25 protein-coding genes are annotated in these 25,825 nt (G+C 60.1%); 14 read left to right on the forward strand and 11 right to left on the reverse strand.

Annotated elements, in window-relative coordinates; translation table 11 throughout:
- The first annotated feature begins 1 nt into the window (after position 1).
- The 8 genes from lptC to PCPL58_RS22965 all read left to right on the forward strand — a co-directional run bounded on the left by lptC (position 2) and on the right by PCPL58_RS22965 (position 5,519).
- Complete coding sequence (lptC, locus tag PCPL58_RS22930) at positions 2-574, forward strand: LPS export ABC transporter periplasmic protein LptC (protein WP_024661038.1); 573 nt, start codon at positions 2-4, stop codon at positions 572-574.
- Positions 561-1,109 (forward strand): lipopolysaccharide transport periplasmic protein LptA, encoded by a 549-nt coding sequence (gene lptA / locus PCPL58_RS22935; protein ID WP_002555088.1) that lies wholly within the window; start codon positions 561-563, stop codon positions 1,107-1,109. Before lptC ends, lptA begins: the two co-directional genes overlap by 14 nt.
- The gene (gene lptB, locus PCPL58_RS22940) at positions 1,110-1,835 is read left to right on the forward strand and encodes an LPS export ABC transporter ATP-binding protein (RefSeq protein WP_002555089.1); all 726 of its coding nucleotides are present in this window, start codon (positions 1,110-1,112) and stop codon (positions 1,833-1,835) included.
- Between the two features lie 183 nt (positions 1,836-2,018).
- Entirely contained in the window at positions 2,019-3,512 is a 1,494-nt protein-coding gene (locus PCPL58_RS22945; RefSeq protein ID WP_003364093.1) for an RNA polymerase factor sigma-54, read from the forward strand.
- Between the two features lie 75 nt (positions 3,513-3,587).
- On the forward strand, positions 3,588-3,896 hold the full coding sequence (gene hpf, locus PCPL58_RS22950) for a ribosome hibernation-promoting factor, HPF/YfiA family (RefSeq protein WP_002555091.1): 309 nt from the start codon (positions 3,588-3,590) through the stop codon (positions 3,894-3,896).
- Positions 3,897-3,906: 10 nt separating this feature from the next.
- Complete coding sequence (ptsN, locus tag PCPL58_RS22955) at positions 3,907-4,371, forward strand: PTS IIA-like nitrogen regulatory protein PtsN (RefSeq protein WP_003364094.1); 465 nt, start codon at positions 3,907-3,909, stop codon at positions 4,369-4,371.
- A gap of 2 nt (positions 4,372-4,373) precedes the next feature.
- The gene (gene rapZ, locus PCPL58_RS22960; RefSeq protein ID WP_003364096.1) at positions 4,374-5,231 is read left to right on the forward strand and encodes an RNase adapter RapZ; all 858 of its coding nucleotides are present in this window, start codon (positions 4,374-4,376) and stop codon (positions 5,229-5,231) included.
- 15 nt (positions 5,232-5,246) lie between these two features.
- Entirely contained in the window at positions 5,247-5,519 is a 273-nt protein-coding gene (locus PCPL58_RS22965; RefSeq protein ID WP_003431495.1) for an HPr family phosphocarrier protein, read from the forward strand.
- A 186-nt stretch (positions 5,520-5,705) separates the two neighbouring features.
- On the opposite strand, the gene PCPL58_RS22970 is transcribed toward PCPL58_RS22965, so the two are convergent.
- From PCPL58_RS22970 to pmbA, 3 genes are all read right to left on the reverse strand, one after another.
- Positions 5,706-6,317 (reverse strand): superoxide dismutase, encoded by a 612-nt coding sequence (locus PCPL58_RS22970; protein WP_003364098.1) that lies wholly within the window; start codon positions 6,315-6,317, stop codon positions 5,706-5,708.
- 1 nt (position 6,318) lies between these two features.
- Positions 6,319-6,780, reverse strand: coding sequence for a tetratricopeptide repeat protein (locus PCPL58_RS22975; RefSeq protein WP_044309009.1), 462 nt, complete (start codon positions 6,778-6,780; stop codon positions 6,319-6,321).
- Positions 6,781-7,252: 472 nt separating this feature from the next.
- The gene (gene pmbA / locus PCPL58_RS22980) at positions 7,253-8,599 is read right to left on the reverse strand and encodes a metalloprotease PmbA (RefSeq protein ID WP_044308979.1); all 1,347 of its coding nucleotides are present in this window, start codon (positions 8,597-8,599) and stop codon (positions 7,253-7,255) included.
- Positions 8,600-8,706: 107 nt separating this feature from the next.
- Between pmbA and yjgA the strand changes: the two genes are divergently transcribed.
- Entirely contained in the window at positions 8,707-9,228 is a 522-nt protein-coding gene (yjgA, locus tag PCPL58_RS22985; protein WP_065350519.1) for a ribosome biogenesis factor YjgA, read from the forward strand.
- 47 nt (positions 9,229-9,275) lie between these two features.
- On the opposite strand, the gene tldD is transcribed toward yjgA, so the two are convergent.
- The 8 genes from tldD to mreB all read right to left on the reverse strand — a co-directional run bounded on the left by tldD (position 9,276) and on the right by mreB (position 20,552).
- On the reverse strand, positions 9,276-10,715 hold the full coding sequence (tldD, locus tag PCPL58_RS22990; protein WP_065350520.1) for a metalloprotease TldD: 1,440 nt from the start codon (positions 10,713-10,715) through the stop codon (positions 9,276-9,278).
- 2 nt (positions 10,716-10,717) lie between these two features.
- Entirely contained in the window at positions 10,718-11,563 is an 846-nt protein-coding gene (locus tag PCPL58_RS22995; RefSeq protein WP_065350521.1) for a carbon-nitrogen hydrolase family protein, read from the reverse strand.
- Positions 11,564-11,611: 48 nt separating this feature from the next.
- Positions 11,612-15,427, reverse strand: a complete 3,816-nt coding sequence (locus PCPL58_RS23000; protein ID WP_065350522.1) for a YhdP family protein — start codon at positions 15,425-15,427, stop codon at positions 11,612-11,614.
- A gap of 180 nt (positions 15,428-15,607) precedes the next feature.
- Positions 15,608-17,065 (reverse strand): ribonuclease G, encoded by a 1,458-nt coding sequence (gene rng / locus PCPL58_RS23005; RefSeq protein WP_065350523.1) that lies wholly within the window; start codon positions 17,063-17,065, stop codon positions 15,608-15,610.
- Positions 17,062-17,664 (reverse strand): Maf family protein, encoded by a 603-nt coding sequence (locus PCPL58_RS23010; RefSeq protein ID WP_044308976.1) that lies wholly within the window; start codon positions 17,662-17,664, stop codon positions 17,062-17,064. Before PCPL58_RS23010 ends, rng begins: the two co-directional genes overlap by 4 nt.
- A gap of 67 nt (positions 17,665-17,731) precedes the next feature.
- Positions 17,732-18,223, reverse strand: coding sequence for a rod shape-determining protein MreD (gene mreD / locus PCPL58_RS23015; RefSeq protein WP_003364106.1), 492 nt, complete (start codon positions 18,221-18,223; stop codon positions 17,732-17,734).
- A complete protein-coding gene (gene mreC, locus PCPL58_RS23020) occupies positions 18,216-19,283 on the reverse strand; it encodes a rod shape-determining protein MreC (RefSeq protein ID WP_024663093.1) in 1,068 nt (355 codons plus the stop codon). The genes mreD and mreC overlap by 8 nt, the downstream gene beginning before the upstream one ends.
- A gap of 231 nt (positions 19,284-19,514) precedes the next feature.
- On the reverse strand, positions 19,515-20,552 hold the full coding sequence (gene mreB, locus PCPL58_RS23025; protein ID WP_002555108.1) for a rod shape-determining protein MreB: 1,038 nt from the start codon (positions 20,550-20,552) through the stop codon (positions 19,515-19,517).
- 205 nt (positions 20,553-20,757) lie between these two features.
- Here mreB and gatC point away from each other — a divergent pair, with 205 nt between their 5' ends.
- From gatC to PCPL58_RS23050, 5 genes are all read left to right on the forward strand, one after another.
- Complete coding sequence (gene gatC, locus PCPL58_RS23030) at positions 20,758-21,045, forward strand: Asp-tRNA(Asn)/Glu-tRNA(Gln) amidotransferase subunit GatC (protein ID WP_002555109.1); 288 nt, start codon at positions 20,758-20,760, stop codon at positions 21,043-21,045.
- Positions 21,046-21,059: 14 nt separating this feature from the next.
- Entirely contained in the window at positions 21,060-22,511 is a 1,452-nt protein-coding gene (gene gatA, locus PCPL58_RS23035; RefSeq protein WP_065350524.1) for an Asp-tRNA(Asn)/Glu-tRNA(Gln) amidotransferase subunit GatA, read from the forward strand.
- Positions 22,512-22,521: 10 nt separating this feature from the next.
- On the forward strand, positions 22,522-23,967 hold the full coding sequence (gene gatB, locus PCPL58_RS23040) for an Asp-tRNA(Asn)/Glu-tRNA(Gln) amidotransferase subunit GatB (protein ID WP_058398014.1): 1,446 nt from the start codon (positions 22,522-22,524) through the stop codon (positions 23,965-23,967).
- Between the two features lie 355 nt (positions 23,968-24,322).
- Positions 24,323-24,691, forward strand: a complete 369-nt coding sequence (locus PCPL58_RS23045) for a septal ring lytic transglycosylase RlpA family protein (RefSeq protein WP_003307318.1) — start codon at positions 24,323-24,325, stop codon at positions 24,689-24,691.
- 78 nt (positions 24,692-24,769) lie between these two features.
- Entirely contained in the window at positions 24,770-25,801 is a 1,032-nt protein-coding gene (locus PCPL58_RS23050; protein WP_003431514.1) for a calcium/sodium antiporter, read from the forward strand.
- The last annotated feature ends 24 nt before the right edge of the window (positions 25,802-25,825 follow it).

Genomic DNA, 25,825 nt, shown 5'->3' on the forward strand with positions numbered 1-25,825 from the left:
TATGTTCACTAAAAAAATTCGCAAGTTCCTGCTTCTCGGGGTACTGGCGCTGCTGCTGGCAGCGGTCGGCTACTGGAACATCAGCCCGGAAAGCTTCATGGATCAACCGGTCTCGACGGTCGACGACACTGTCATCGACTACTATGCAATCAACGCCCACAGCGTTCAGTACCTGCCCGACGGCACGCTTCAGTACGACATGACCTCCGACAAGGTGGAGCATGTGAAAGCCACTGACGTGACCCTGCTGACCACGCCCGACCTGCACATGTACCGCGGCGGCGAGTTTCCCTGGCACGTGCAGAGCAAGAAAGGCGAGGTTTCGTCCGGCGGCGACCAGGTCGAGCTGATCGATTCCGTGCGCGTTGAACGCACCGATGAAAAACAACGTACGACTATCATCACCAGTAGTCGCATGACCGTATTCCCTCAGAAGCAATATGCGCAGACCGACCAAGACGTTAGAATCGACGGCGCAGGCGGTGTGACCACGGCCAAGGGAATGAAAGCGTATTTGAAAGACAGCAGGATGGACCTGCTGTCCAACGTAAGAGGACAGTATGAGGCTCGTTAAAACTCTTCCTTTATTGCTCGGCCTGGGCGCAGCACTGGGAAGCGCGAGCGCCTGGTCCCTGCCAACCGACCGAGATCAGCCTATTCACATCCAGTCTGACGATGCTCAGCTCGATGACAAGAAAGGCGTGGCGACTTACAAGGGCAATGTCATCATCACTCAGGGCTCGATGAAAATCACGGGCAACACCGTGACGATCACGCGTAATGCCCAGGGCGAAGTCGACGTATTCACCTCGGTCGGCAATCTGGCCTACTACGAGCAGAAGCCTGCCGTGGACAAGCCGATCGTGCAGGCCTATGCCGTCACCATTCAGTATTACGCCGGCCAGGACCGTATCGTCCTGATCGACAAGGCCAAGGTCATCAATGATGGCAACACCTCGGAAGGCGAGAAAATCGTCTATGACACGGTCAGACAGGTCGTCAGTGCCGGCCGGGCCAATGGCGGTGCCAAGGTGACTACACCACGTCCGCGTATCGACATGGTCATCCAGCCGAAAAAGAAAACCGATCAACCTCAGAAGGCCCAGTAAATGGCGACGCTCAAAGCCCAGCATCTGGCTAAAAGCTACAAAAGCCGGCAGGTCGTGCGCGATGTGAGCATCTCCATCGACAGCGGCCAGATCGTCGGCCTGCTGGGCCCGAACGGCGCCGGCAAGACCACCTGCTTCTACATGATCGTGGGTCTGGTCCAGGCTGATCAGGGTCGTGTGCTGATTGACGATCTGGATGTCAGCCATCAACCCATGCACGGTCGCGCCCGCGCGGGTATCGGCTACCTGCCACAGGAAGCCTCGATCTTCCGCAAGCTCTCGGTGTCCGACAACATCATGGCGATTCTCGAGACCCGCAAGGAGCTCGACGCCGGTGCACGCCGCAAGGAACTGGAAAGCCTTCTGCAGGAGTTCCACATCACCCATATCCGCGACAACCTGGGCATGAGCCTGTCGGGTGGTGAACGTCGCCGTGTGGAAATCGCCCGAGCCCTGGCCACCGCGCCGAAATTCATCCTGCTGGATGAACCATTCGCAGGTGTCGACCCTATTTCGGTAGGCGACATCAAGCAGATCATTCACCATCTCAAGGCCAAGGGTATCGGTGTACTGATCACCGACCACAACGTCCGGGAAACACTGGATATCTGCGAAACGGCCTACATCGTCAACGATGGACAGCTGATTGCGGAAGGCGACTCCGAGACCATTCTGGCGAACCAGCTGGTGAAAGAGGTCTACCTCGGCCACGAGTTCCGCCTTTAATCGACTGCCCCTTTGCGCTTCGCAGCCGATTGATGCCTACGCAGTGTATTGACAACATTTTATTTGTCATATCACTCTAGGCAAATGCACAGGTTTCAGGCATATAATTTGCTTAAGTTGGCGCCACGGCGCCTGTAGTAGATGGCGCATGCGCGCCGGCGAATAAGGTGTTTAGCCCCTGCCATGAAACCATCGCTAGTCTTGAGAATGGGCCAGCAGCTGACGATGACACCGCAGCTGCAACAGGCAATCCGCTTACTTCAGCTTTCAACTCTGGATCTTCAGCAGGAGATCCAGGAAGCGCTGGAGTCAAACCCTATGCTGGAGCGGCAGGAAGAAGGCGACGACTTCGACAACTCCGACCCGCTTGCCGACAACATCGAACAAAAGCCCAACCCCGACGTTCAGGAACCGACCTATCAGGAATCCGCGCCTACCGTGGACAATCTTGAAGACGGTGAATGGAACGAGCGCATTCCCAACGAGCTGCCCGTCGATACCGCATGGGAAGACATCTACCAGACCAGCGCCAGCAGCCTGCCAAGCAACGATGACGACGAGTGGGACTTCACCACACGCACCTCCGCCGGTGAAAGCCTGCAAAGCCACCTGCTGTGGCAGTTGAATGTTGCGCCGATGTCCGACAAGGACCGTCTGGTGGCGGTCACGCTGATCGACTGCATCAACAATCAGGGCTACCTCGACGAGACGCTCGATGAGATTCTCGAGTCGTTCGACCCTGAGCTGGACATCGAGCTCGACGAGATCGAAGCCGTACTACATCGCATCCAGCAGTTCGAACCTGCCGGCATCGGTGCTCGCAATCTGAGCGAATGCCTGCTGCTGCAACTGCGCCAGCTGCCAGCGAAAACGCCGTGGCTGACAGAAGCACAGCGCCTGGTCAGCGACTACATCGATCTGCTCGGAAGCCGCGACTACGGCCAGCTGATGCGGCGCATGAAGCTCAAGGAAGACGAGCTGCGCCAGGTCATCGAGCTGGTGCAAAGCCTCAACCCGCGTCCAGGCTCGCAGATCGAATCCACCGAAGCCGAATACGTCATTCCGGACGTGATCGTGCGCAAGGACAACGAACGCTGGCTGGTCGAACTCAATCAGGAGTCGGTGCCACGCCTGCGAGTCAATCCGCAATACGCGGGCTTCGTGCGGCGCGCTGACACTAGCGCAGACAACACCTTCATGCGTAATCAGTTGCAGGAAGCGCGCTGGTTCATCAAAAGCCTGCAAAGCCGCAACGAAACACTGATGAAGGTCGCCACGCAGATCGTCGAACACCAGCGCGGTTTCCTCGAGTACGGCGACGAGGCCATGAAGCCGCTCGTCCTGCACGACATTGCCGAGGCAGTGGGCATGCACGAATCGACCATCTCGCGGGTGACCACGCAGAAATTCATGCACACCCCACGTGGCATTTACGAGCTGAAATACTTCTTCTCAAGCCATGTGAGCACCTCCGAGGGCGGCGAATGCTCGTCCACGGCAATTCGCGCAATCATCAAAAAACTGGTTGCGGCGGAAAATCAGAAAAAGCCGTTGAGTGATAGCAAGATCGCTGGTTTACTGGAGGCACAAGGCATTCAAGTAGCCCGTCGCACAGTCGCCAAGTACCGTGAGTCTCTCGGGATCGCCCCTTCCAGTGAGCGTAAGCGACTGATGTGATGCAGGCCGAGCCACAGCGTCCCAGTGGCAGGCGCCATGCCTGCCTCTTTATGCACTGGCAAAGGAGAAAGCTGTATGCAAGTCAACATCAGTGGACACCAACTGGAAGTGACCAAACCCCTTCGTGAATACGTTGAGCTCAAGCTCAAGAAGCTCGAGGGGCATTTTGACAAGATTACCAACGTGCAGGTCACGATGACGGTCGAAAAGCTCAAGCAGAAGATCGAAGCCACGTTGCACATCCATGGTGGAGAGGTCGTTGCCAATGCTGAACATGATGACATGTACGCTGCCATCGACCTGCTCACTGACAAGCTAGACCGACAATTGCTCAAGCATAAGGAAAAGCAGCAAAGCATCCTCAAAGGTGCGGCAGCTCGCTAACGCCCAATTAATGATCCGAATTGAAAATATCCTGACCCCCGGCCGCTCCCTCGTGAACGTGCCGGGTGGCAGCAAAAAGCGTGTACTCGAAGAAATTGCCAACCTGATCGGCCGTGAAGTGCCGGGCATGGTTTCGGATACAGTATTCGCAAGCCTCGTTGCCCGGGAAAAACTGGGCTCGACCGGTTTTGGCAACGGTATTGCCATTCCCCACTGCCGCCTTGCTGACTGCAGCGAGCCTGTCAGTGCAGTCATTCACCTCGCTACACCCGTGGATTTCGACGCCATCGATGGCGCGCCGGTTGACCTGCTGTTCGTCCTGCTGGTCCCGCAAGCCGCTACCGATGAGCACCTGGAGCTGCTGCGCCAGATCGCCAGCATGCTCGACGACAAAGATGTGCGTAAGCGCCTGCGCAGTGCCGAAAGCGCCCAGGCGCTTTATCAAGTGGTGCTGGACGTGCAGAACGGAAACTGACCATGCGCATGATCATCGTCAGCGGTCGCTCCGGCTCAGGCAAGAGTACGGCGCTCGACGTGCTGGAAGACAACGGTTTTTACTGTGTCGACAACCTGCCGGCAGGTCTGTTGCCGGAGCTGGCGGAACGCGCGCTGATCAACACCGAACTCGCCGAACCGCTGCTGGCGGTTTCAATAGATGCGCGCAACCTGCCCAGCCATCTGACCCGTTTTCCGCAGATGCTGAATGAAGTACGCGCGCGCAATATTCAGTGCGACGTGCTCTACCTGGATGCAGACGAAGCCACACTGCTCAAGCGCTTCTCGGAAACCCGGCGCCGCCACCCCCTGAGCACGGCCGATCGTTCGCTGGCCGAAGCGATACGCGACGAGACCGCACTGCTTGGCCCGATCATCGATCTGGCCGACCTGAAGATCAACACCACCCACCTGAACCTCTATCAGTTGCGCGACGCGCTCAAGCTTCGCCTGCTGAACAAGCCCGAGCCAGGCACGGCGTTTCTGATCGAGTCATTTGGTTTCAAGCGTGGCATGCCCATCGATGCAGACCTGGTATTCGATGTGCGCTGCCTGCCCAATCCCTACTGGAAGCCAGAACTGCGCGACCATTCAGGGCTTGAACAGCCTGTTATCGACTACCTGTCGGTGCAGCCTGATGTCGAAGAAATGTTTCAGGACATCTTTGCCTACCTGAACAAATGGCTACCCCGGTTTGCAGCCAGTAACCGTTCCTACGTTACCATTGCCATCGGCTGCACCGGCGGACACCACCGTTCGGTCTACCTGACCGAGCGGCTTGGTCAGGTTTTGCAACAATCACTCAAGAACGTTCAGGTCCGCCACCGCGACCTCAGCTGAAGGATTTTCACTGCGATGCCCGCTCGTCAAATCACCATCATCAACAAACTGGGCCTGCATGCCCGCGCTGCCGCCAAATTCGTCGGCGTCGCAGGCAAGTTCCCCTGCAAGATCAGGGTCGGCCGCACTCCGGAGAGCATGGTCGATGGCAAAAGCATCATGGCCGTGATGATGTTGGCTGCCGGCAAGGGCACCGAGGTCCACCTGCACACTGAAGGTGAATTCGAACAGGAAGCGCTCGATGGCCTGGTCGAGCTGATCAACAACCGGTTTGATGAGGGCGAATAAGCCCTCGGACAAACGCGGTATACGTCACCACAAGCCTTGCAAGTGCATCCAGCTCAGCCCATGGGCAACCAGTAGCGCCATACCCGCCAACAACAGCACGCTACCCACTACCATCCGAAATAACCGCGCAGTACTGAGCGTAAGGAATCCGAAGCGCATGGGCTGCCTTGGGTCCGGGTGCCAGGCTCAGGCCAGGGCGGCCTGATAACGGCGGGACACCTCATCCCAGTTGATCACGTTGTAGAACGCGTTGATGTATTCGGGACGACGGTTCTGATAGCGCAGGTAGTAAGCGTGCTCCCACACGTCCAGCCCTAGAATCGGCGTGTTGCCGTTCATCAGCGGGCTGTCCTGATTACCGCTGCTTTCCACCACCAGCTTCTTGTCAGGCGTGACGCTCAGCCATGCCCAGCCACTGCCGAATCGGGTCAACGCGGCCTTGGTGAACGCTTCCTTGAAGCTTTCGTAGCCGCCCAGTTGTTCGTCAATCGCCAACGCGACAGCGCCTGTGGGCAAGCCTCCCCCGCCCGGCACCATGACTTCCCAGAACAACGAATGATTGGCATGGCCGCCACCCTGATTGATCACCGCTGGACGCAGGTTTTCAGGCAATTGCTGGACACTGGCGACGAGTTTCTCGACAGACCAGTCCGCAAACTCCGTGCCTTCGACCGCTGCATTGAGGTTGTTGATGTACGTCTGGTGATGCTTGGTGTAGTGGATTTCCATGGTTTGCGCATCGATATGCGGTTCAAGGGCATCGTATGCGTAAGGCAGTGCGGGCAAGGTGTATGGCATGTCAGTGTGCTCCGTAGAAAAGTCCGGAAGGGGCTGCCGAATGGCGTTGCAGCGCTGAGCGCGTATGCTCGCCGCTGCTGTTCAGCAACCGATGGGTGCGCGGGTATTCGCCATGTTCGCTGATGAAACTCAGCAGCTCGGCGTAGGTTTTGCTGCTATGACGCAAGGCCGCCTCGCGCAGGGCGGGCGGGAGGCGCTGATCCTGCAGGGTCCGCAACAGGTGCTGGTGGATGGCACACAGGTACTCGGCGCTCTCCTCCGGCTGGCCCAGACTCAGGTGCAGATCCGCCAGGTTATGGTGAGAAATCACACAGGCCGCGACCGCTTCGTCGGCATCCGCCCAGCGTTCGAACAGGACTTGCGCCAACGCCAGCGCCTGAAGGTACAACTCGCGGGCCTCGACCCACTCGCCGAGATTGAAACAGCGATTGGCCTGCTCGATGGTGCGTTTCCAATGCTGCATGACATACCTCCAGGAACGTTGGCTAGGCAGCGACCATGGGCCAGGGCGTGGCGGTCAACCGCGTCAGGAACGCCTCTTGACGAGGTAATGCTCGATCAGCAGAGGCTCGTCGGTTTAAAGCGCACAACGAATCCGCAGACTCAAGCCACGCTGGTTTCCAGCTAAGACAACTCGTTCAAAGCAGACCCCATGATCGCAGTTCATTTTATAAATGATATTCATTATTAAATGAGATAAGAATCAACACAAGCCCGATCGCTTCACCGCCTTGCGCCGGTGAGCGTGAACATGCTTTGAGGGAAACGTAAAACGCGGGTTCGGAGGGAGGTTATTGGCGGTCAAAGCCGCAAGCGGATGGGTGACGCAGAGCGTCACGAAATGCATTCCCAAGCTGAAGCGTAGGGAACGATGATCGCAACTATCGTGCCCACGCTCTGCATTTATAGGCACGATAGCCGGAATCGGGGGCCTGTCAGCTACCCGCTACGGTCATTCGCTCGATCAGTACCGAGCCGGTGCGGATGTTGCTGCGCAGCTCAAGATCGCTGCCAACGGCGACGATCTGCTTGAACATGTCGCGCATGTTGCCGGCGATGGTCACTTCCTGAACCGGGAACTGAATCTCGCCATTCTCGACCCAGAAGCCTGCCGCGCCACGCGAATAGTCGCCGGTGACCATGTTCAAACCGCTGCCCATAAGCTCGGTGACCAGCAAGCCGCGCCCCATGCGCCGAATCAGCGCAGCCTGGTCGTCCGAACCATGGGTGACGAACAGGTTATGTACACCGCCCGCGTTGGCGGTGCTCGGCAGGCCCAGCTTGCGGCCGGAATACGTGCTCAGCACATAGGAAACCAGATCCCCACCTGCCACGAATGGCTTGGCGAAGGTCGCCAGACCGTCGCTGTCGAATGCCGAACTGCCCATCGCATGCTTCAGGTGCGGGCGCTCATCGATGGTCATCCACTCAGGGAACAGGCGCTGACCCAGCGCGCCTTCGAGGAACGACGATTTGCGGTACAGCGTGCCACCGGAAATGGCGCCGAGAAAGCTGCCGAACAGACCGCCCGCCAGTTCCGCAGCAAACAGCACTGGCACTTCACAGGTCGGCACCGGACGCGCACCCAGACGGCTTGCCGCACGCAACGCGGCCTTGCGGCCAATGCTCTGCGCATCGGCCAGCAGCTCGCCCTGGCGGTTGACGTCATACCAGTAATCGCGCTGCATCTGGCCTTCACCCTCGGCAATCATCACACAGCTGAGGCTGTGACGCGTTGAGGCATAGCCACCGATAAAGCCATTGCTGTTGCCATACACGCGGCAGCCCTGATGGGTATTGAGCGTAGTGCCATCGGCGTTCTTGATGCGGCTGTCGGCATCGAAGGCCGCCGCTTCGCAGATCAGCGCTTTCTCGATGGCCTGCTCGGGCGTGATGTCCCAGGTGTGATAAAGGTCAAAATCCATGACCTCTTTGGCCATCAGCGCAGCGTCGGCCAGCCCGGAGCTTTCATCCTCGGAGGTGTGTTCGGCAATCGCCAGTGCAGCGGCGACCGTTTCACGAATCGCATCGGCGCCGGTTGCCGACGTGCTGGCCGAGCCCTTGCGCTGCCCGACATACAGGGTGATACCAAAGCCCTGATCGCGGTTGAACTCGACGGTTTCGACTTCACGCTGACGGACCGATGTCGACAGCCCCTGGTCCACCGACACCGCGACTTCGCAGGCGCTGGCACCCTGACGCCGGGCTTCGGCGATGATCTGCTCGACCTGTTCCTGCAGTTCGGGCAAGGCTTGTGGGCCGACGCTTTGGGTTGCACTCATGACTTTCTCCATCAAATTCTTCTTTCAGCACAGGCCGAATACCGACCGGGCCGGACAAGCGGCCCACGACTGGTTATCATGGCGGCGTTTATTTGCGGACTGCCCCCATGGTTGATTCTTACGACGACTCCCTCGACGGGGAGAAAAGCAAAAGCCAGGTCAAACGAGAGCTGCATGCTCTGGTCGACCTCGGCGAGCGACTGACAACACTCAAAGCCGATGTGCTGGCCAAGCTGCCGCTGACCGACGCTTTGCGCAAGGCCCTGGCCGAAGCGCCCAAGCACACGGCGAACATCGCGCGAAAGCGGCACATTCTGTTCATCGGCAAGCTGATGCGCGATCAGGACCAGGAAGCCATTCTGGTGTTGCTGGACCAACTCGATGCCTCCACTCGCCAATACAATGAACGTTTCCACAATCTGGAGCGCTGGCGTGATCGCCTGATTGCGGGCGATGACGCCGACCTCGAGAAATTCGTTGTCGAATACCCCGATGCCGACCGTCAGCAGCTGCGTTCGCTGATCCGTCAGGCGCAACACGAAGTTGCACGCAACAAACCGCCGGCCACCAGCCGCAAAATCTTCAAATACATCCGTGAGCTGGACGAACTTCAACGCGGTCTGCGTTGATTTCGCCCTCGGGGCCGGCAGCAGAGGCAGCCGGCCCCGACTCACATTCAGCTACCGGTGCCACCCACGGTGATCGCGTCGATTTTCAGCGTAGGCTGACCCACACCAACCGGCAGCGACTGGCCATCTTTCCCGCACGTACCGACGCCGCTGTCCAGCGACAGATCATTACCCACCATCGACACCCTGCTCATGGCTTCCGGCCCGTTACCGATCAAGGTCGCGCCTTTGACCGGCGCGGTGATCTTGCCGTCTTCGATCAGATAGGCCTCACTGGTTGAAAACACGAACTTGCCGCTGGTGATATCCACCTGGCCACCGCCCAGGTTGGCGCAGTAGATGCCGCGCTTCACTGAGGCGATGATTTCCCGCGGATCGCTCTGCCCGCCCAGCATGTAGGTGTTGGTCATGCGCGGCATCGGCAGGTGGGCATAGGACTCGCGACGGCCGTTGCCGGTACGTGCCACGCCCATAAGGCGCGCATTGAGCTTGTCCTGCATGTAGCCCTTGAGCACGCCATTCTCGATCAGCGTGGTGCATTCGGTAGGTGTGCCCTCGTCATCGACACTCAGCGAGCCACGACGCCCCGCCAGGGTGCCGTCGTCGACGATGGTGCAGAGTTTCGACGCAACCATCTCGCCAATGCGCCCGCTGTAGGCCGAACTGCCCTTGCGGTTGAAGTCGCCCTCAAGGCCGTGACCCACTGCTTCGTGCAGCAGCACGCCAGACCAGCCAGAGCCAAGTACTACCGGCAAGGTGCCTGCCGGGGCGGGAATCGCTTCCAGGTTGACCAATGCCTGACGCAGGGCCTCACGGGCATAGCCCATAGCGCGATCGTCGGTCAGGAAATAACGGTAGTCGGTACGCCCGCCGCCACCATGCCCGCCACGCTCGCGACGGCCATTCTGCTCGACGATGACACTGACATTGAAGCGCACCAGCGGGCGCACATCGGCGGCAAGGCTGCCATCCGCGGCGGCCACCAGAATGCGCTCCCAGACGCCGGCCATGCTCACCGAAACCTGCTGGATACGCGAGTCCAGCGCACGCGTCGCAACGTCGATGCGCTTGAGCAACTCGACCTTCTCGGCGCGGCTCAACACTTCCAGCGGGTTATCCGGGGCGTACAACTGCGCCACGTCCTGCGAGGTGAAAGCCTGCACGCGACCATTCTGGCCAGCGCGGGAGATGGAACGCGCGGCCTGCGCGGCGGTGCGCAGTGCCTCGGCGGTGATCGCGTTGCTGTACGCAAAGCCGGTTTTCTCACCCGACTGGGCACGCACGCCCACGCCTTGATCGAGATTGAAACTGCCTTCCTTGACGATCCCGTCTTCGAGCGACCAGGACTCGGAGATCATGCCCTGAAAATACAGATCGGCCGCGTCGATTCCTGGCCCAGCCAGATCGCCCAGCACGGACTGCAGGCTGTCGAGGTTCAGGCCGCCGGGTGCCAGAAGGTGTTCGCTGACTGAGGACAGATCACTCATATTCACTCCGAAGCAGGCCGCATGGCGTCCTGCGAAAAAAAGCGCCGGTGACTGGACACCGGCATCCGCGCCCGTATGGACGCCTGTTCTTGACTGTCTCGTGTGGCCAGCAGCACCGCTTCACCCTGTGCCTGCTCGGCCAGTACGCGGCCCCATGGATCAACGATGGCCGCGTGTCCGTAAGTCTCGCGAGGCCCCGGATGGCCCCCGCCCTGTGCTGCCGCCAGCACGTAACACTGGGTTTCGATGGCACGCGCGCGGATCAGAATGTCCCAGTGCGCAGCCCCCGTTACCGCAGTGAAGGCTGACGGCGCGGTTATCAGTTCAGCACCGGCTTCACGCAGCGCGGTGTACAGCTCGGGAAAGCGCAGGTCGTAGCAAACGGTCAGCCCCAGACGCCCCACGGGCGTATCGGCTACCACAACACTGCTCCCATGAGCATAGTCATCCGATTCACGATAGCGGCCACGGTTGTCAGCGACGTCTACATCGAACAGATGCAGTTTGTCATAACGGGCCACCTGCTCACCGTGCTCGTCGATCAACAGCGAACACGCCGTCACCTTGCCATCCGGCCGATCATCCGGCGGCAGTGGCAAGGTTCCGGCAACAATCCATAACTTGAGGTCGCGAGCGGCCAGTTTCAACCATGGCAGGATCGGTCCGTGCCCCTGAGCCTCGGCACGACCGATATCGGCAACGTCACGGCGCCCCATCGCGACGAAGTTTTCGGGCAGTACCGCCAACCGCGCGCCACCTTCAGCCGCCTGTTCCAGCAAACGCCGAGCACTGCTCAGATTAGCCAGTACATCGCTTTGGCTGACCATCTGAATCACCGCGAAAGACATGGCAACCCGCTCCTGAATGACATGGCCACCACTGTACTCCATGAGACGCTACTGGGGCTTTTCAAATGGCTTGTCGAACGTGATCTTCGGATCTTTCCAGGGCCCTTCGACCTTGTATTGAACGCTGGCGAAACGCGCAACCCGGTCGCCCAGCAGCTTGTCGACCAGAAACAGCGCCCCGCCAATGGCGGGTGCGCCTACAATCAGCGCAGCGATAGGCAGGTTGTTGGTGACCGGCAAGGTCACCAGCAGCTTCGCATCGACGCGATCACGAACCATGTCCAGGGTACCGTTGAGCTCCAGATTACTCGAAGGCCCGGTCAGGGTGATCGGGTTGCGCGTCACATAGACACCGTCGCTGGCGACCAGCAGCCCTTTGACCCGGTCGTAGCTCAGGCCTTTGCCCAGCAGGTCGGAGAAGTCCAGGCGCAGACGCCGGCCGATGGAGTTGAAGTTCAACAGCCCGAATACCCGCAACGCCTGAGCACCGCCCTCGACTTCGACAAACTGGCCTCTGTTGAGCGTGGCATCCAGACTGCCGGAATAGCGCTTCAGACCGACCCAGGCAGGCGAACCCGGCCAGCGTCCGTCCACGTTCATCTCGAAGCGTTCACTGGTGACGGTGGGGGCGAAGTTCCACGCCTTGAGCACATCCGCGAGGTTCTTGCCCGCCAGGCGGCCTTTGAACGAACTGCTGCTGGCCCCGGGCGTGCCCTCCCAGGTAGCGTCACCCTCCAGCAGGATGCCTTTGAGCCCCAGGCTCATGTCCGACATGCGCATGCCGGCAGGCGTCGGCCGGGATTTCAACGCCCAGGCCCCCAGCAACTGATCGCCCTGAAACAGTTGGGAGATCTTCACGTCCAGCGCAGGGATATTGTGCGGGTCGATATCCGCCAGAGGGTCAGGTGCGTTTTCCACTACGGTCGCTGTCGGATCGGATGCAGGCAGTCGAACGTAGAGCATGTTGATGCCGATCGGGGCAGACTTGGCGTCGGGCAGCGTTGCCGTGCCCTTGGCCAGCGCGCTGTCCAGCGACAGGGCCCAGGCTGCCGCGTTGCGCTGCAATTGAACACGCACGTCATTGAGTGTGGTGCCCATCGCGGTCAGCTTGCCGATCTGCAGATCGACGCTGTTAAGCAGTTGCTTCGCGTTGCCGCCCGGATCATTCCCGGTGTACCGCGCGGCCAGTTCCTGCCAGGGCGCTATATCCAGCTCGGACAACTCGCCACGGATCCGCAAGCCTTTGGCGTCCGGCACGATCGCCCCGCCGCGCCCCAGATAGAGTTCGCCTCGACCTTCGGCAAACTTGCCATTCGGTGCAGCGAAAGCAAAGTTGGCCTGATCGTTATACGCCGCGCCGAGCCTGCGCTCCGCGCCTTGCAGAGTCATGCGGAACTCGCTGGGACGCTCCTGTTCGGCGGTTTTGCCAAACGGTGCGGGCAAATCGATCGCCACGCCCTTGAGCGTGGAGTTGATTACCAGCGGGCTGTCCTTGCTGTCCAGAATCAACTGCAACTGATACGGCAGGTCACCGGAGACCGGCAGCGGCTGGGTCACGTTAAGCCAGTCGGTCAGCCGCTTCACGGTGATTTGCCCGTTCGCCACAATGCGTGTCACGTTGTCGCCTGGCTTGCCCTCGGCGGCGATTTCTGCGGTCACAGGACGATCGAATGCCTGGGCCTTGATGCCTTTGCCACTCAGGCCACTGGCGCTGTCGAAACGGAAATCGCCCTTCAGGCGAGTCAGCTCCAGCACCGGGTCAGCCAGTTTCAGACGCGCATTGTCGGTGCTGAAATCCACCACGACCTTTGGCTCGACGCCCTTGGCCAGCGGGATATCCAGCTTCAGTTTGCCGTCCAGCGGGCCTTCGCCCTGCCATCCGGCAAATGTGCTGCCCGTGCCAATGGGCGCCTGCTGGAGAATCTTCAGGCCGTCGATCAGGTTTCCGGAGAAATTACCGTCCACCAGCAGGTGACTGTCCTGACCTGACGGCACATGGGGAATATTGACCAGCACGTTGCTGACCTTGGTATCGAGCAACTGGCCTTTGCTTGCCTTGACACGTACACCGCTGTTTTCGACGTAGACCTTGCCATCCACCCCGGTCAGCGACGGCCAGCCCGGCTGGAACGCCAGCGTTGCGTTACTGACATCGAAGAACAGGCTGATGACACGCGCCGTATCGGGCGAATTCTTGTTCAGCGACCCTTGATACTGGAAGAACCCCTGCTTGACCGCGCCACTTACCACCGCGGTGCGCAACCAGTGATCAAGCTCCGGACTGAGCGCTGTCGGCAGGTACTTGCTGGTGTAACGGCCATCGCCGTCAACCATGCCGACCCGCAGGTCCATGTAATCTTCCTGATCATGACTGAGATGAATCTTGATCAGAAAGTCCGCCGCAATCTTGCCTTCGTCGCCAAGCACCTTGATATACGGGGCGATCAGCGTGAACGCCTGATCATCCAGTTTCCAGGTCAGACGGGCATTGGCCTTCTGGTAACGCCAGGGTTTGGCGAAGATCGGGTCCAGGTGCAGCATGAAATCATCGGTGTCGAGGCGCAGCTCGCCCTGCCCCAGATCGCCGCTGATGGCACCGGTGACGTTTCCGGCCGCCGGAGCGCCGCGATAGGCGTTGAAACCCACCTTGTCCAGATTGGCGGCAAAGCTCAGGCGCTTGTCGCCCACTGCCTGCGGCCGGTAGTCGAGCAGCACGTTATGCAGCCCGCCTGTCACCTTGAGGCCGTCGACCACTGCCATGGCCTTGTCAGGCAGGGGCGCAAGGGAGTCGATCAGCGGCGTGACGGGAGTCAGGTCCAGACGATCAGCCTGTACGTGCCAGAGCTCTTCGCTGTCGGGCGTCGCGGCGGTTTGCGTCAGTTGCACACGGCTTTCCCAGCGCGTGTCGCCAAGGCTCATCGCCAGTGAATCGAGGTTCAGGTCGAAACCTGTTTCAGTCCGTGCAAACCATGCGTTCAGCGCAAGGTTATCGATCGTCGCCGGTTTGCGACCGGCATAAACGCCTTTGACCTGCGGTGCATTGAGGCGCGTCGTCGCGCTTTGCACGGTGCCCTTGCCCCAATTCAACCAGACCTCGCCCCCGGCCTGCAGCTTCGACAGTGTCCATTCGCGCGTGAGACTTTTCGGCAGCCACTTGGCCCAGTCGCTTTGCGGCAGGCTGGCGTAGACATCGGCCTCGCCGTCCTTCCACTGACTGGCCTGAATGCGCGAACGCACGTTGAGCGCGACCGGTTGACCATCCGGCAGGGTCAGGCGTGCGTCAAGTCGCTGGGCATAGCTGCCGGTGTCCAGGCTGAGGTTTACATAGGTGAGGGTCAGCGGCGCGGCGTCAAACGGTTGCACCGTAACCTGGCTATCGAGTAGCGACAAATGCGCGACCATCTGCATCTGCCTGAGCACCTGCTCGGGGTCGAAGGGGCTGTCGTTGTGCACCGGCAAGCCCTGAACCGACCACGCGCCGTCCTTGTCCTGCCTGAGACTGAACTGCAGGCCGTCCACTTCAAGATGAGCGATGCGCACGTCACGCGCCAGCAGGCTTTCCCAAAGGTCGGGAACAACCCTTACACGATCCAGACGCAGGGCACTGGTGCCCTCGCCGACCATCACATCGTTGGCCAGCAACACCGGAGCAAAGCGGCTCCAGCTGCCTTCCAGGCTGCCGATGCTCAACGGTATACCCAACGCGCTGCTGGCACGGGTTTCCACATCGACACGGTATTCGGCAACCAGCGGCGTCAATTGACGGCCGAGACTCACGTACAGCGCCGCAAGCACCAGCATCAGTGCGCACAGGCTCAGCCCCCAGCGGGTCAGGGTTGCGACAAGGCGAGGAAGACGTCCCATCTCAGGAGGCCCTCCACTGCGGGATGCGAGGAGCAGAATCGGCGAACGGATTCCGGCTCGGAGGTGCAGGTGCGGTCAGGTACAGGTTTTGCTCATTCGCCACGCATCATTCTCGATAAAACGGCATACCTGCCAGAAACCCGTAGGGCACTTTTCATATATTTCAAACGATCAGCACCCTCAGAGCAGCACCACGTCGTATTGTTCCTGCGAGTACATGGTTTCTACCTGAAAACGGATAGTGCGGCCAATAAAGCTCTCCAGCTCAGCCACGTTGCCGGACTCTTCGTCGAGCAGGCGATCCACCACGCGCTGATTGGCCAGAACGCGATAGCCCACTGCCTGATAGGCCCTGGCCTCGCGCAGGATTTCCCGGAAGATTTCGTAGCAGATGGTCTCGGGGGTCTTCAGCTTGCCCCGCCCTGCGCAGCAATGACACGGTTCGCACAGCACCTGCTCGAGGCTTTCGCGGGTGCGCTTGCGCGTCATCTGCACCAGACCCAGCTCGGTGATACCGATGATGTTGGTCTTGGCGTGATCGCGTTCCAGTTGTTTCTCCAGCGTGCGCAGCACCTGACGCTGATGCTCACCGTCTTCCATGTCGATGAAATCGATGATGATGATGCCGCCCAGATTGCGCAGGCGCAGCTGCCGGGCGATGGCCGTGGCGGCTTCCAGATTGGTCTTGAAGATGGTTTCTTCGAGGTTGCGATGCCCCACGAACGCGCCGGTATTGACGTCGATGGTGCTCATCGCTTCGGCCGGGTCGATTACCAGATGGCCACCCGACTTGAGCGGCACCTTGCGCTCGAGGGCCTTCTGGATTTCGTCCTCGACCCCATAAAGGTCGAAGATCGGCCGCTCGCCCGGATAATGCTCGAGCCTGTCGGCGATTTCCGGCATCAGTTCGGCGACGAACTGGGTGGTTTTCTGAAAGGTCTCCCGCGAGTCGATACGGATCTTCTCGATGCGCGGGCTGACCAGATCGCGCAAGGTGCGCAGCGCCAGGCCCAGGTCTTCGTAAATCACCGTGGGCGGACTGACGGTCTTGATCTGCTCGCCGATCTGATCCCAGAGCCTGCGCAGATAGCGGATGTCCATGAGGATTTCGTCGGCACCGGCGCCTTCCGCAGCGGTGCGCAGAATGAAACCTCCGGCTTCCTTGATACCTTCCTGGGCAACACAATCGCTGACCACTTTCTTGAGTCGTTCGCGCTCGGCTTCGTCCTCGATTTTCAGCGAGATGCCCACATGCGCAGTGCGCGGCATGTACACCAGATAACGTGACGGAATGGAGAGTTGCGTGGTCAGCCGTGCGCCCTTGCTGCCGATCGGGTCTTTGGTGACTTGCACGACAAGGCTCTGGCCATCATGTACCAGCGACGCAATGCTCTCGACCGCTGGCCCTTCCCGAATGGAGATTTCCGACGCATGAATGAACGCCGCGCGGTCCAGACCAATGTCGATGAACGCCGCCTGCATGCCGGGAAGCACCCGCACAACCTTGCCTTTGTAGATATTGCCGACAATGCCGCGACGCTGGGTGCGCTCGACGTGCACCTCTTGCAGAACCCCGTTTTCCACCACTGCCACGCGCGATTCCATCGGCGTGATGTTGATCAGAATCTCTTCACTCATGACTTGTCACCTTCCAGGCATTGCCAGCAGGGTATGCCGAAATGGCCGAGCAGTTCTGCGGTTTCGCACAGGGGCAGCCCCACCACCCCAGAATAGCTGCCTTGCAGACCCTCGACGAAAATCGCTGCCAACCCCTGGATGGCATAGCCGCCGGCCTTGTCGGCGGGCTCGCCACTGGTCCAGTAGGCCTGGGCTTCATGGGTTTGAATCGGGCGAAAGCGCACACGACTGGTAACAATACGGGTTTCGCTGCGTTGCCGATCACTGAGCGCGACAGCCGTCAGCACGTCATGCTCGCGCCCGGACAGGGCCATCAACATCGCCAAGGCATCCGCTTCATCGACCGGCTTGCCGAGAATGCGTCCATCGAGCACCACCGCCGTGTCGGCCCCCATCACGCAGGCCTGTTGTTCGGCTGGCAGCACGGACAGCCCGGCCTGAGCCTTGCCCAGCGCAAGACGCTCGACATAGGCAGCGGGGGTTTCATGGTCGAAGGGGGTTTCGTCGATCTGAGCGCTCAGTACGGTAAACGGCACACCGATCTGAGTCAGAAGTTCGCGGCGGCGCGGCGAGCCAGAAGCCAGATAAAGCGAGGGCATAAGGACATCTCCGTGTCTGTGCGGGTGAGCGCGAGGGACGCAGCGGGGCGTCGCGCTCACCTTGCGCTTAATTGATTTTCAAACGTTTGCGCAATCCACGCAGGCCATAACTGATCCAGGGCCACAACAGAGCGCTGACCAACGCGGGCAGCACCAGCGCCAGCGTAGGCTGACGGTTGCCGGTCAATGCGCTCAGCCAGAGTTGCGCAAGCTGCGCCAGACCGAATACTACCAACAGCACCAGGCACTGTTGCCACATGGGAAACATGCGCAGGCGCTGCTGCAGGGACATCACCAAAAAGGTAATCAGGCTGAGGATCAGGGCATTCTGGCCGAGCAGTGTGCCGTACAGCACATCCTCCATCAGGCCCAGTATCCACGCGGTGGTCATACCGTATTTGTGCGGCAGCGCCAGAACCCAGAAGGTCAACAGCAGGGCCAGCCACAGCGGGCGGAAAATTTCCATGAATTGCGGCAGCGGCGAAACGCTCAGCAACAGACCGATCGCAAACGTCAGCCAGACCACCCAGCCATTGCGCCCGGAAACATGACTAACCATCGATAGGCTCCCGAGCGGTGGAAGGTCTTGAGGCAGGCGGCTGTGACGCCGCAGGCCGGGAGGCAGGTCTTGCCGGTGTCGCAGGCGTTGCCGCCGGTGCAGGAGTTGTCGATTGCGCCGCCGGCTTGTGCGTCAGCGTACTGCCCGGAAAGACCGGAACGACCGCCTGTGGCCACATCGGGAAGGCGGGTGTCGGCGGAGGCAACGTCGCCATCACGGAAGGCTCGATGCCCTTGTCGAGGGATTCCTGCGCTTGCGCCGCATCGGCAGCGCGCTCTTCCGGCGAGCGGCCGTCAGAGAACACCAGCAACAGATAGCGACTGCGATTCAACGCAGCGGTGGGCACTGCTCGAACGATCGCGAACGGCTGGCCGGAGTCGTGAATCACTTCCTTGACCGTTGCCACCGGGTAGCCGGCCGGGAATCGCTGGCCAAGGCCCGAGCTAACCAGCAGGTCGCCTTCCTTGATGTCTGCGGTGTCCGCCACATGCCGAAGCTCCAGACGCTCCGGATTACCGGTGCCGCTGGCGATGGCACGCAGACCGTTGCGGTTGACCTGCACCGGGATGCTGTGGGTGGTGTCGGTCAGCAACAAGACGCGTGAGGTATAGGGCATCAACTCGACCACCTGCCCCATCAGGCCGCGTGCATCGAGCACAGGCTGACCGAGCACCACGCCGTCGCGTTCGCCCTTGTTGATGATGATGCGATGGGTGAAGGGGTTCGGGTCCATGCCGATCAGCTCGGCGACCTCGACCTTTTCGTTGACCAGCGCCGAGGAGTTCAGCAACTCACGCAGCCGGACATTCTGCTCGGTCAGTGCCGCCAGCTTTTGCAGGCGACCTTGCAGGAGCAGGGCTTCGGTCTTGAGTTTTTCGTTTTCGGCGATCAGCTCTGTGCGGCTGCCGAACTGACTGGCGACGCCTTGATACAGACGCTGTGGCAGGTCGACGATCCAGTAGGACTGCATGAGCACCATCGACATCTGGCTGCGCACGGGCTTGAGGATCGTAAAGCGGGCGTCGACAACCATCAACGCAACCGACAGAACGGCGAGCACCAGCAGACGTACGCCCAGCGAAGGGCCTTTTGAGAAAAGCGGTTTAATGGGCCGCTCCTCCGGGGCATGCGATCGTTGGATCGAACTTCGATTGGCAATTATTCATGCGGTATGTAACCGGCCCGGACAAATGAAAGAGATAGGCACCCTGTTTCGGCGTCAGCCTGAAGCATACAGGTAGCATATCCGCTACCTGTATACAAAAGACTCCGTGAAAGGCACCCCGGCGAATTATTCGCTGGAGAGCAGATCCATGGTGTGCTTATCCATCATTTCCAGCGCACGGCCACCGCCACGCGCTACACAGGTCAGCGGATCTTCGGCAACGATGACCGGCAGACCGGTTTCCTGCGCCAGCAACTTGTCCAGATCACGCAGCAGCGCACCACCACCGGTCAGGACCAGACCACGCTCGGCGATGTCCGAGGCCAGTTCCGGAGGCGATTGCTCCAGAGCGCTCTTGACCGCCTGAACGATGGTCGCCAGCGACTCCTGCAGTGCTTCGAGCACTTCGTTGGAGTTCAGCGTGAACGCACGCGGAACGCCTTCAGCCAGGTTACGGCCACGGACGTCGACTTCACGCACTTCACCGCCCGGATAGGCAGTACCGATTTCCTGCTTGATGCGCTCGGCAGTGGATTCGCCGATCAGGCTGCCGTAGTTGCGGCGCACATAGGTGATGATCGCTTCGTCGAAACGGTCACCGCCGACCCGTACGGATTCGGCATACACCACACCGTTCAGGGAAATCAGGGCGATTTCTGTGGTGCCGCCGCCGATGTCGACAACCATCGAGCCGCGAGCTTCTTCCACCGGCAGACCGGCACCGATTGCTGCGGCCATCGGCTCTTCGATAAGGAAGACTTCGCGTGCGCCTGCACCCAGGGCCGACTCGCGAATCGCGCGACGCTCAACCTGGGTGGATTTGCACGGAACGCAGATCAGCACACGAGGGCTGGGCTGCAGAAAGCTGTTTTCATGAACCTTGTTGATGAAGTACTGCAACATTTTTTCGCAGACGCTGAAGTCGGCGATAACGCCGTCTTTCATTGGACGAATGGCTGCGATGTTGCCTGGAGTACGGCCCAGCATGCGCTTGGCTTCGGTACCGACGGCCACGACACTCTTCTGGTTGCCGTGAGTACGAATGGCAACGACAGAGGGTTCATTCAGAACGATACCGCGCTCACGCACGTAAATAAGGGTGTTGGCAGTGCCCAGGTCGATGGATAGATCACTGGAAAACATGCCACGCAGTTTCTTGAACATGGGAAAGGGACCCTAGGGAACGCGTGGTAAAAAAAGTGCGGCAAACTCTAACAACGACAGGGATTTTGGGCAAGGAGCCAATATGCTAAATTGGCGGTTTTCCGAACACCACCCTCGACGTTAGCGGCTTGAGACAGTAATAACGCGATAGTGTTCCGCAATTGGCAACAAAGCAAATCCATAAGCATTCCACTGGAGATACCCCATGGCGCTTGAACGCTCCGACGTGGAAAAGATCGCTCATCTGGCCCGACTGGGTCTCAATGACGCCGATATCCCGCGTACCACCGAAGCACTTAACAGCATTCTTGGGCTGGTCGATCAGATGCAAGCAGTCGACACCACTGGCATCGAGCCGCTGGCTCACCCGCTGGAAGCCACCCAGCGCCTGCGCGAAGACGCCGTCACCGAGCGAAATCGTCGTGACACTTACCAAGCCATCGCACCAGCGGTCCAAGACGGCCTCTATCTGGTTCCGAAAGTCATCGAGTAAGGGAAAGCGCCTGCATGCATCAAATGACTCTGGCCGAGATCGCTCGCGGACTCGCCGATAAAAAGTTTTCTTCCGAAGAGCTGACTCGCGTTCTGCTGTCGCGCATCGCGACGCTCGACCCGCAGCTCAACAGCTTCATCAGCCTTACTGAAGACCTGGCCATCACCCAGGCGCAGGCGGCAGACGCGCGCCGCGCCGCTGGTGAAAACGGCCCGCTGCTCGGCGCTCCGCTGGCGCACAAGGACCTGTTCTGCACCCAGGGCACCCGCACCAGTTGCGGCTCGCTGATGCTCGACAATTTCAAGGCACCGTACGACGCCACGGTTGTTTCGCGTCTGGCATCGGCCGGTACTGTGACACTGGGCAAGACCAACATGGACGAATTCGCCATGGGTTCGGCCAACGAATCCAGCCATTACGGCGCGGTGAAAAACCCGTGGAACCTGGAATGCGTTCCTGGCGGTTCTTCGGGTGGTTCGGCAGCCGCTGTCGCTGCACGCCTGTTGCCCGCCGCGACCGGCACCGACACGGGCGGCTCGATTCGCCAGCCTGCGGCACTGACCAACCTCACGGGCCTCAAGCCGACCTACGGCCGTGTATCGCGCTGGGGCATGATTGCCTACGCGTCCAGTCTTGATCAGGCCGGCCCGATGGCACGCACGGCCGAAGACTGCGCACTGCTGCTGCAAGGCATGGCCGGTTTCGATCCGCAGGACTCGACCAGTATCGACGAGCCGGTTCCGGACTACTCCGCCAGCCTCAATACCTCGCTCAAGGGCCTGCGTATCGGTGTGCCGAAAGAGTATTTCAGCGCAGGTCTGGACCCGCGCATCGCGCAGCTGGTGCATGAAAGCGTCAAGGAGCTGGAAAAGCTCGGCGCGATAGTCAAGGAAATCAGCCTGCCGAACCTTCAGCACGCGATCCCGGCCTACTACGTCATCGCCCCGGCTGAAGCCTCGTCCAACCTGTCGCGCTTCGACGGTGTGCGTTTCGGCTACCGCTGCGAAGACCCGAAAGACCTGACCGACCTGTACAAGCGCTCGCGCGCCGAAGGCTTCGGCCCGGAAGTCCAGCGACGCATCATGGTCGGCGCCTACGCGCTGTCGGCGGGTTACTACGACGCCTATTACCTGCAGGCGCAGAAAATCCGTCGCCTGATCAAGAACGACTTCATGAGCGCGTTCGCCGATGTCGACGTGATTCTCGGCCCGACCACGCCCAACCCGGCCTGGAAGATCGGCGCCAAGACCAACGATCCGATTGCCGAATACCTGGAAGACTTCTACACCATCACCGCCAACCTGGCGGGCCTGCCCGGCTTGTCCATGCCTGCAGGCTTCGTCGACGGTCTACCGGTCGGCGTGCAGCTGCTCGCTCCGTATTTCCAGGAAGGCCGTCTCTTGAATGTGGCGCATCAGTATCAGCAAGTCACCGACTGGCACACTCGCGCACCTGAAGGCTTCTGAGGAGAAACACATGCAATGGGAAGTCGTCATCGGGCTGGAGATTCATACCCAGCTTTCGACCCAATCAAAGATTTTTTCCGGTAGCGCGACCACGTTCGGCTCCGAGCCCAACACGCAGGCCAGCCTCGTCGATCTGGGCATGCCTGGCGTATTGCCGGTGCTGAACAAGGAAGCCGTGCGCATGGCCGTCAAGTTCGGCCTGGCCGTCAACGCCGAAATCGGCCAGCACAACGTGTTCGCCCGCAAGAACTACTTCTACCCGGACTTGCCCAAGGGCTATCAGATCAGCCAGATGGAGCTGCCGATTGTCGGCAAGGGCCACCTGGACATCCCCCTTGAAGACGGCACGGTCAAGCGCATCGGCATCACCCGTGCGCACCTGGAAGAGGATGCAGGCAAGAGCCTGCACGAAGACTTCCAGGGCATGACCGGTATCGACCTGAACCGTGCTGGCACGCCGCTGCTGGAGATCGTTTCCGAGCCGGACATGCGCAGCGCCAAGGAAGCCGTGGCTTACGTCAAGGCCATCCACGCGATCGTGCGCTACCTGGGCATCTGTGATGGCAACATGGCCGAAGGTTCGCTGCGCTGCGACTGCAACGTATCGATTCGTCCGAAGGGCCAGGTCGAGTTCGGCACGCGCTGCGAGATCAAGAACGTCAACTCGTTCCGCTTTATCGAAAAGGCGATCAACAGCGAGATTCAGCGCCAGATCGATCTGATCGAAGACGGTGGCAAGGTTATCCAGCAAACGCGCCTGTATGACCCGAACACCAACGAAACCCGCGCCATGCGCAGCAAGGAGGAAGCCAACGACTACCGTTACTTCCCCGACCCGGATCTGTTGCCGGTGATCATCGAGGATTCTTTCCTCGAAGAAACCCGCGCCACCTTGCCGGAGCTGCCACCACAGAAACGCGAACGCTTCCAGAGCCAGTTCGGCCTCTCGACCTACGACGCCAGCGTGCTGGCTTCGAGCCGCGAGCAGGCTGACTACTTCGAACAGGTGGTGAGCATCAGTGGTGACGCCAAACTGGCAGCCAACTGGGTCATGGTCGAGCTGGGCAGCCTGCTCAACAAGCAGGGCCTGGAGATCGACCAGTCGCCGGTCAGTGCCGAGCAGTTGGGCGGCATGCTCAAGCGCATCACCGACAACACCATTTCCGGCAAGATCGCGAAAATGGTCTTCGAGGCGATGGCCAATGGTGAAGGCAGCGCCGATGAAATCATCGAAAAGCGCGGCCTGAAGCAGGTCACCGACAGCGGCGCCATTGAATCGATGCTCGACGAGGTGCTGGCAGCCAACGCGGAGCAGGTCGAACAATATCGCGCCGCCGATGAAGCCAAGCGCGGCAAGATGTTCGGTTTCTTCGTTGGTCAGGCGATGAAAGCTTCCAAAGGCAAAGCCAACCCGCAGCAGGTCAACGAACTGCTGAAGACCAAGCTGGAGGGCTGATCCTCGTCACTCACGTTCCCATGCTATGCGATCAGCGTTATACACGAGTCTTGTGGGAGCGAGCTTACTCGCGAATAGGCCGGTACAGCCTCTAGAGACAGGGCGTTTGGACCAAGGTCTTCGTGAGCATGCTCACTCCCACGGAGATCTTTATTCACATCGCGATCGCGGTCAAAGACCCCGCCTTCTGGGCTCTTCATGACTTATGTATAACGCTGAGCGCTCCGCGTGGGAATGCAGTTCCGGACGCTCTGCGTCCGCTGTTGAGTACGCGGAACGTCACGAAATGCATGCCAGCATGGAGGATTGGCACGAGCTTCAACCACAACTACTCCGGCACTCAGGAACCCACCCCATGCGCCGCCTTATTTTTGCCTGCAGCCTGCTGACCTTACTGGCAGGGTGCGCCAATCACATCATCGACCCCCATGGTTACGACGAGACCGGCACCGCCGCCTATTACGGCGCCCGCCATCATGGCAACCGCACTGCCAGCGGCGAACCGTTCAATCAGAATGCGCTGACCGCTGCGCACCGACAACTGCCTTTCGGCACGCGCGTCAAGGTCACCAACCTGGACAACGACAGGTCGGTAGTCGTACGCGTCAACGATCGCGGCCCTCACACGCGCGGCCGTCTGATCGATGTCTCTCGCGAAGCGGCCGAACAACTGGGTATGCTGCGCAGCGGGACAGCGCCAGTCCGCGTGCAGGCCCTGGATTAACCCCAACCTCAGATCACCTCCGACAAGGACACTCGTATTCTCCAGCTATCGGCCCTGCCCGCCCCCGCGCTTATCCAAATGCTCAGTGGCTTGTTATTGCTGCTGATCGGGGCGGAACTGTCAGTGCGTGCAGCGGTACATCTGGCGGCGATTTTCAAGGTCCGGCCACTGATCGTCGGTCTGACCGTCGTGGCGATGGGCACCAGTGCGCCGCAGATGGCAGTCAGCCTGCAAGCCGCGTTTGCCGATAACACCGACATCGCCGTGGGCAGTGTCATCGGCGGCAACATTTTCAATGTACTGGTGATCCTTGGCCTCTGCGCGCTGATCATTCCGCTACGCGTTGCCCGTCAGGTACTGCACATCGATATTCCGTTGATGATCGGTGCCTGCCTGCTGGCTATCGGTCTTTCGTGGAACGGCGAATTCAGCAAACTGGACGGCGCACTGCTGCTTGCCGGGTTGCTGGCCTGCCTGATTATCATCATCCGTCAGGGTGGTCATGCGCCGCGCCACGGGCATGCCGAGACAGCCGAAAAACCTCGTACCTTCACACGCATGCTCATGCTTGCCACGGGCTTGCTGCTGCTGACCGCTGGCGGACACCTGCTGGTCGACGCTTCAGTGGTGATTGCCATCCACCTGGGGCTTTCCGAGCGCATCGTCGGCCTGACCATCATTGCCATCGGTACATCATTGCCGGCACTGATGACCTCGCTGATCGCAGCGTTCCGTGGTGAACGCGATATTGCCGTCGGTAACGTCATCGGCAGCAACCTGTTCAACCTGCTGGGCGTACTGGGGCTGACCGCACTGATCGCCCCGGTGCCGCTGACGATCTCGCCAAATGCGCTGGTGTTCGACCTGCCGATCATGCTCGGCGTCTCGCTGTTGTGCGTGCCGCTGTTCTATTCCGGATACCGGATAGACCGTCTGGAAGGCCTGTTTCTGCTGTCGTTGTACCTGACCTACGGGCTGCATATCCTGTCGATCAGCACCGGCATGGCGCTGGCCGAACGGCTTGAAAGCAAAATGCTCACGCTGGTGTTACCTGTGCTGGGTGCCGTGGTTGTCTGGGGCACGATCCGCGCTTGGCGACGCCAGCACTGACCTCCAACCCGCATCGATACAAGG

Source organism: Pseudomonas cerasi (assembly GCF_900074915.1).
In the GTDB taxonomy this organism is placed as follows: Bacteria; Pseudomonadota; Gammaproteobacteria; order Pseudomonadales; family Pseudomonadaceae; genus Aquipseudomonas; species Aquipseudomonas cerasi.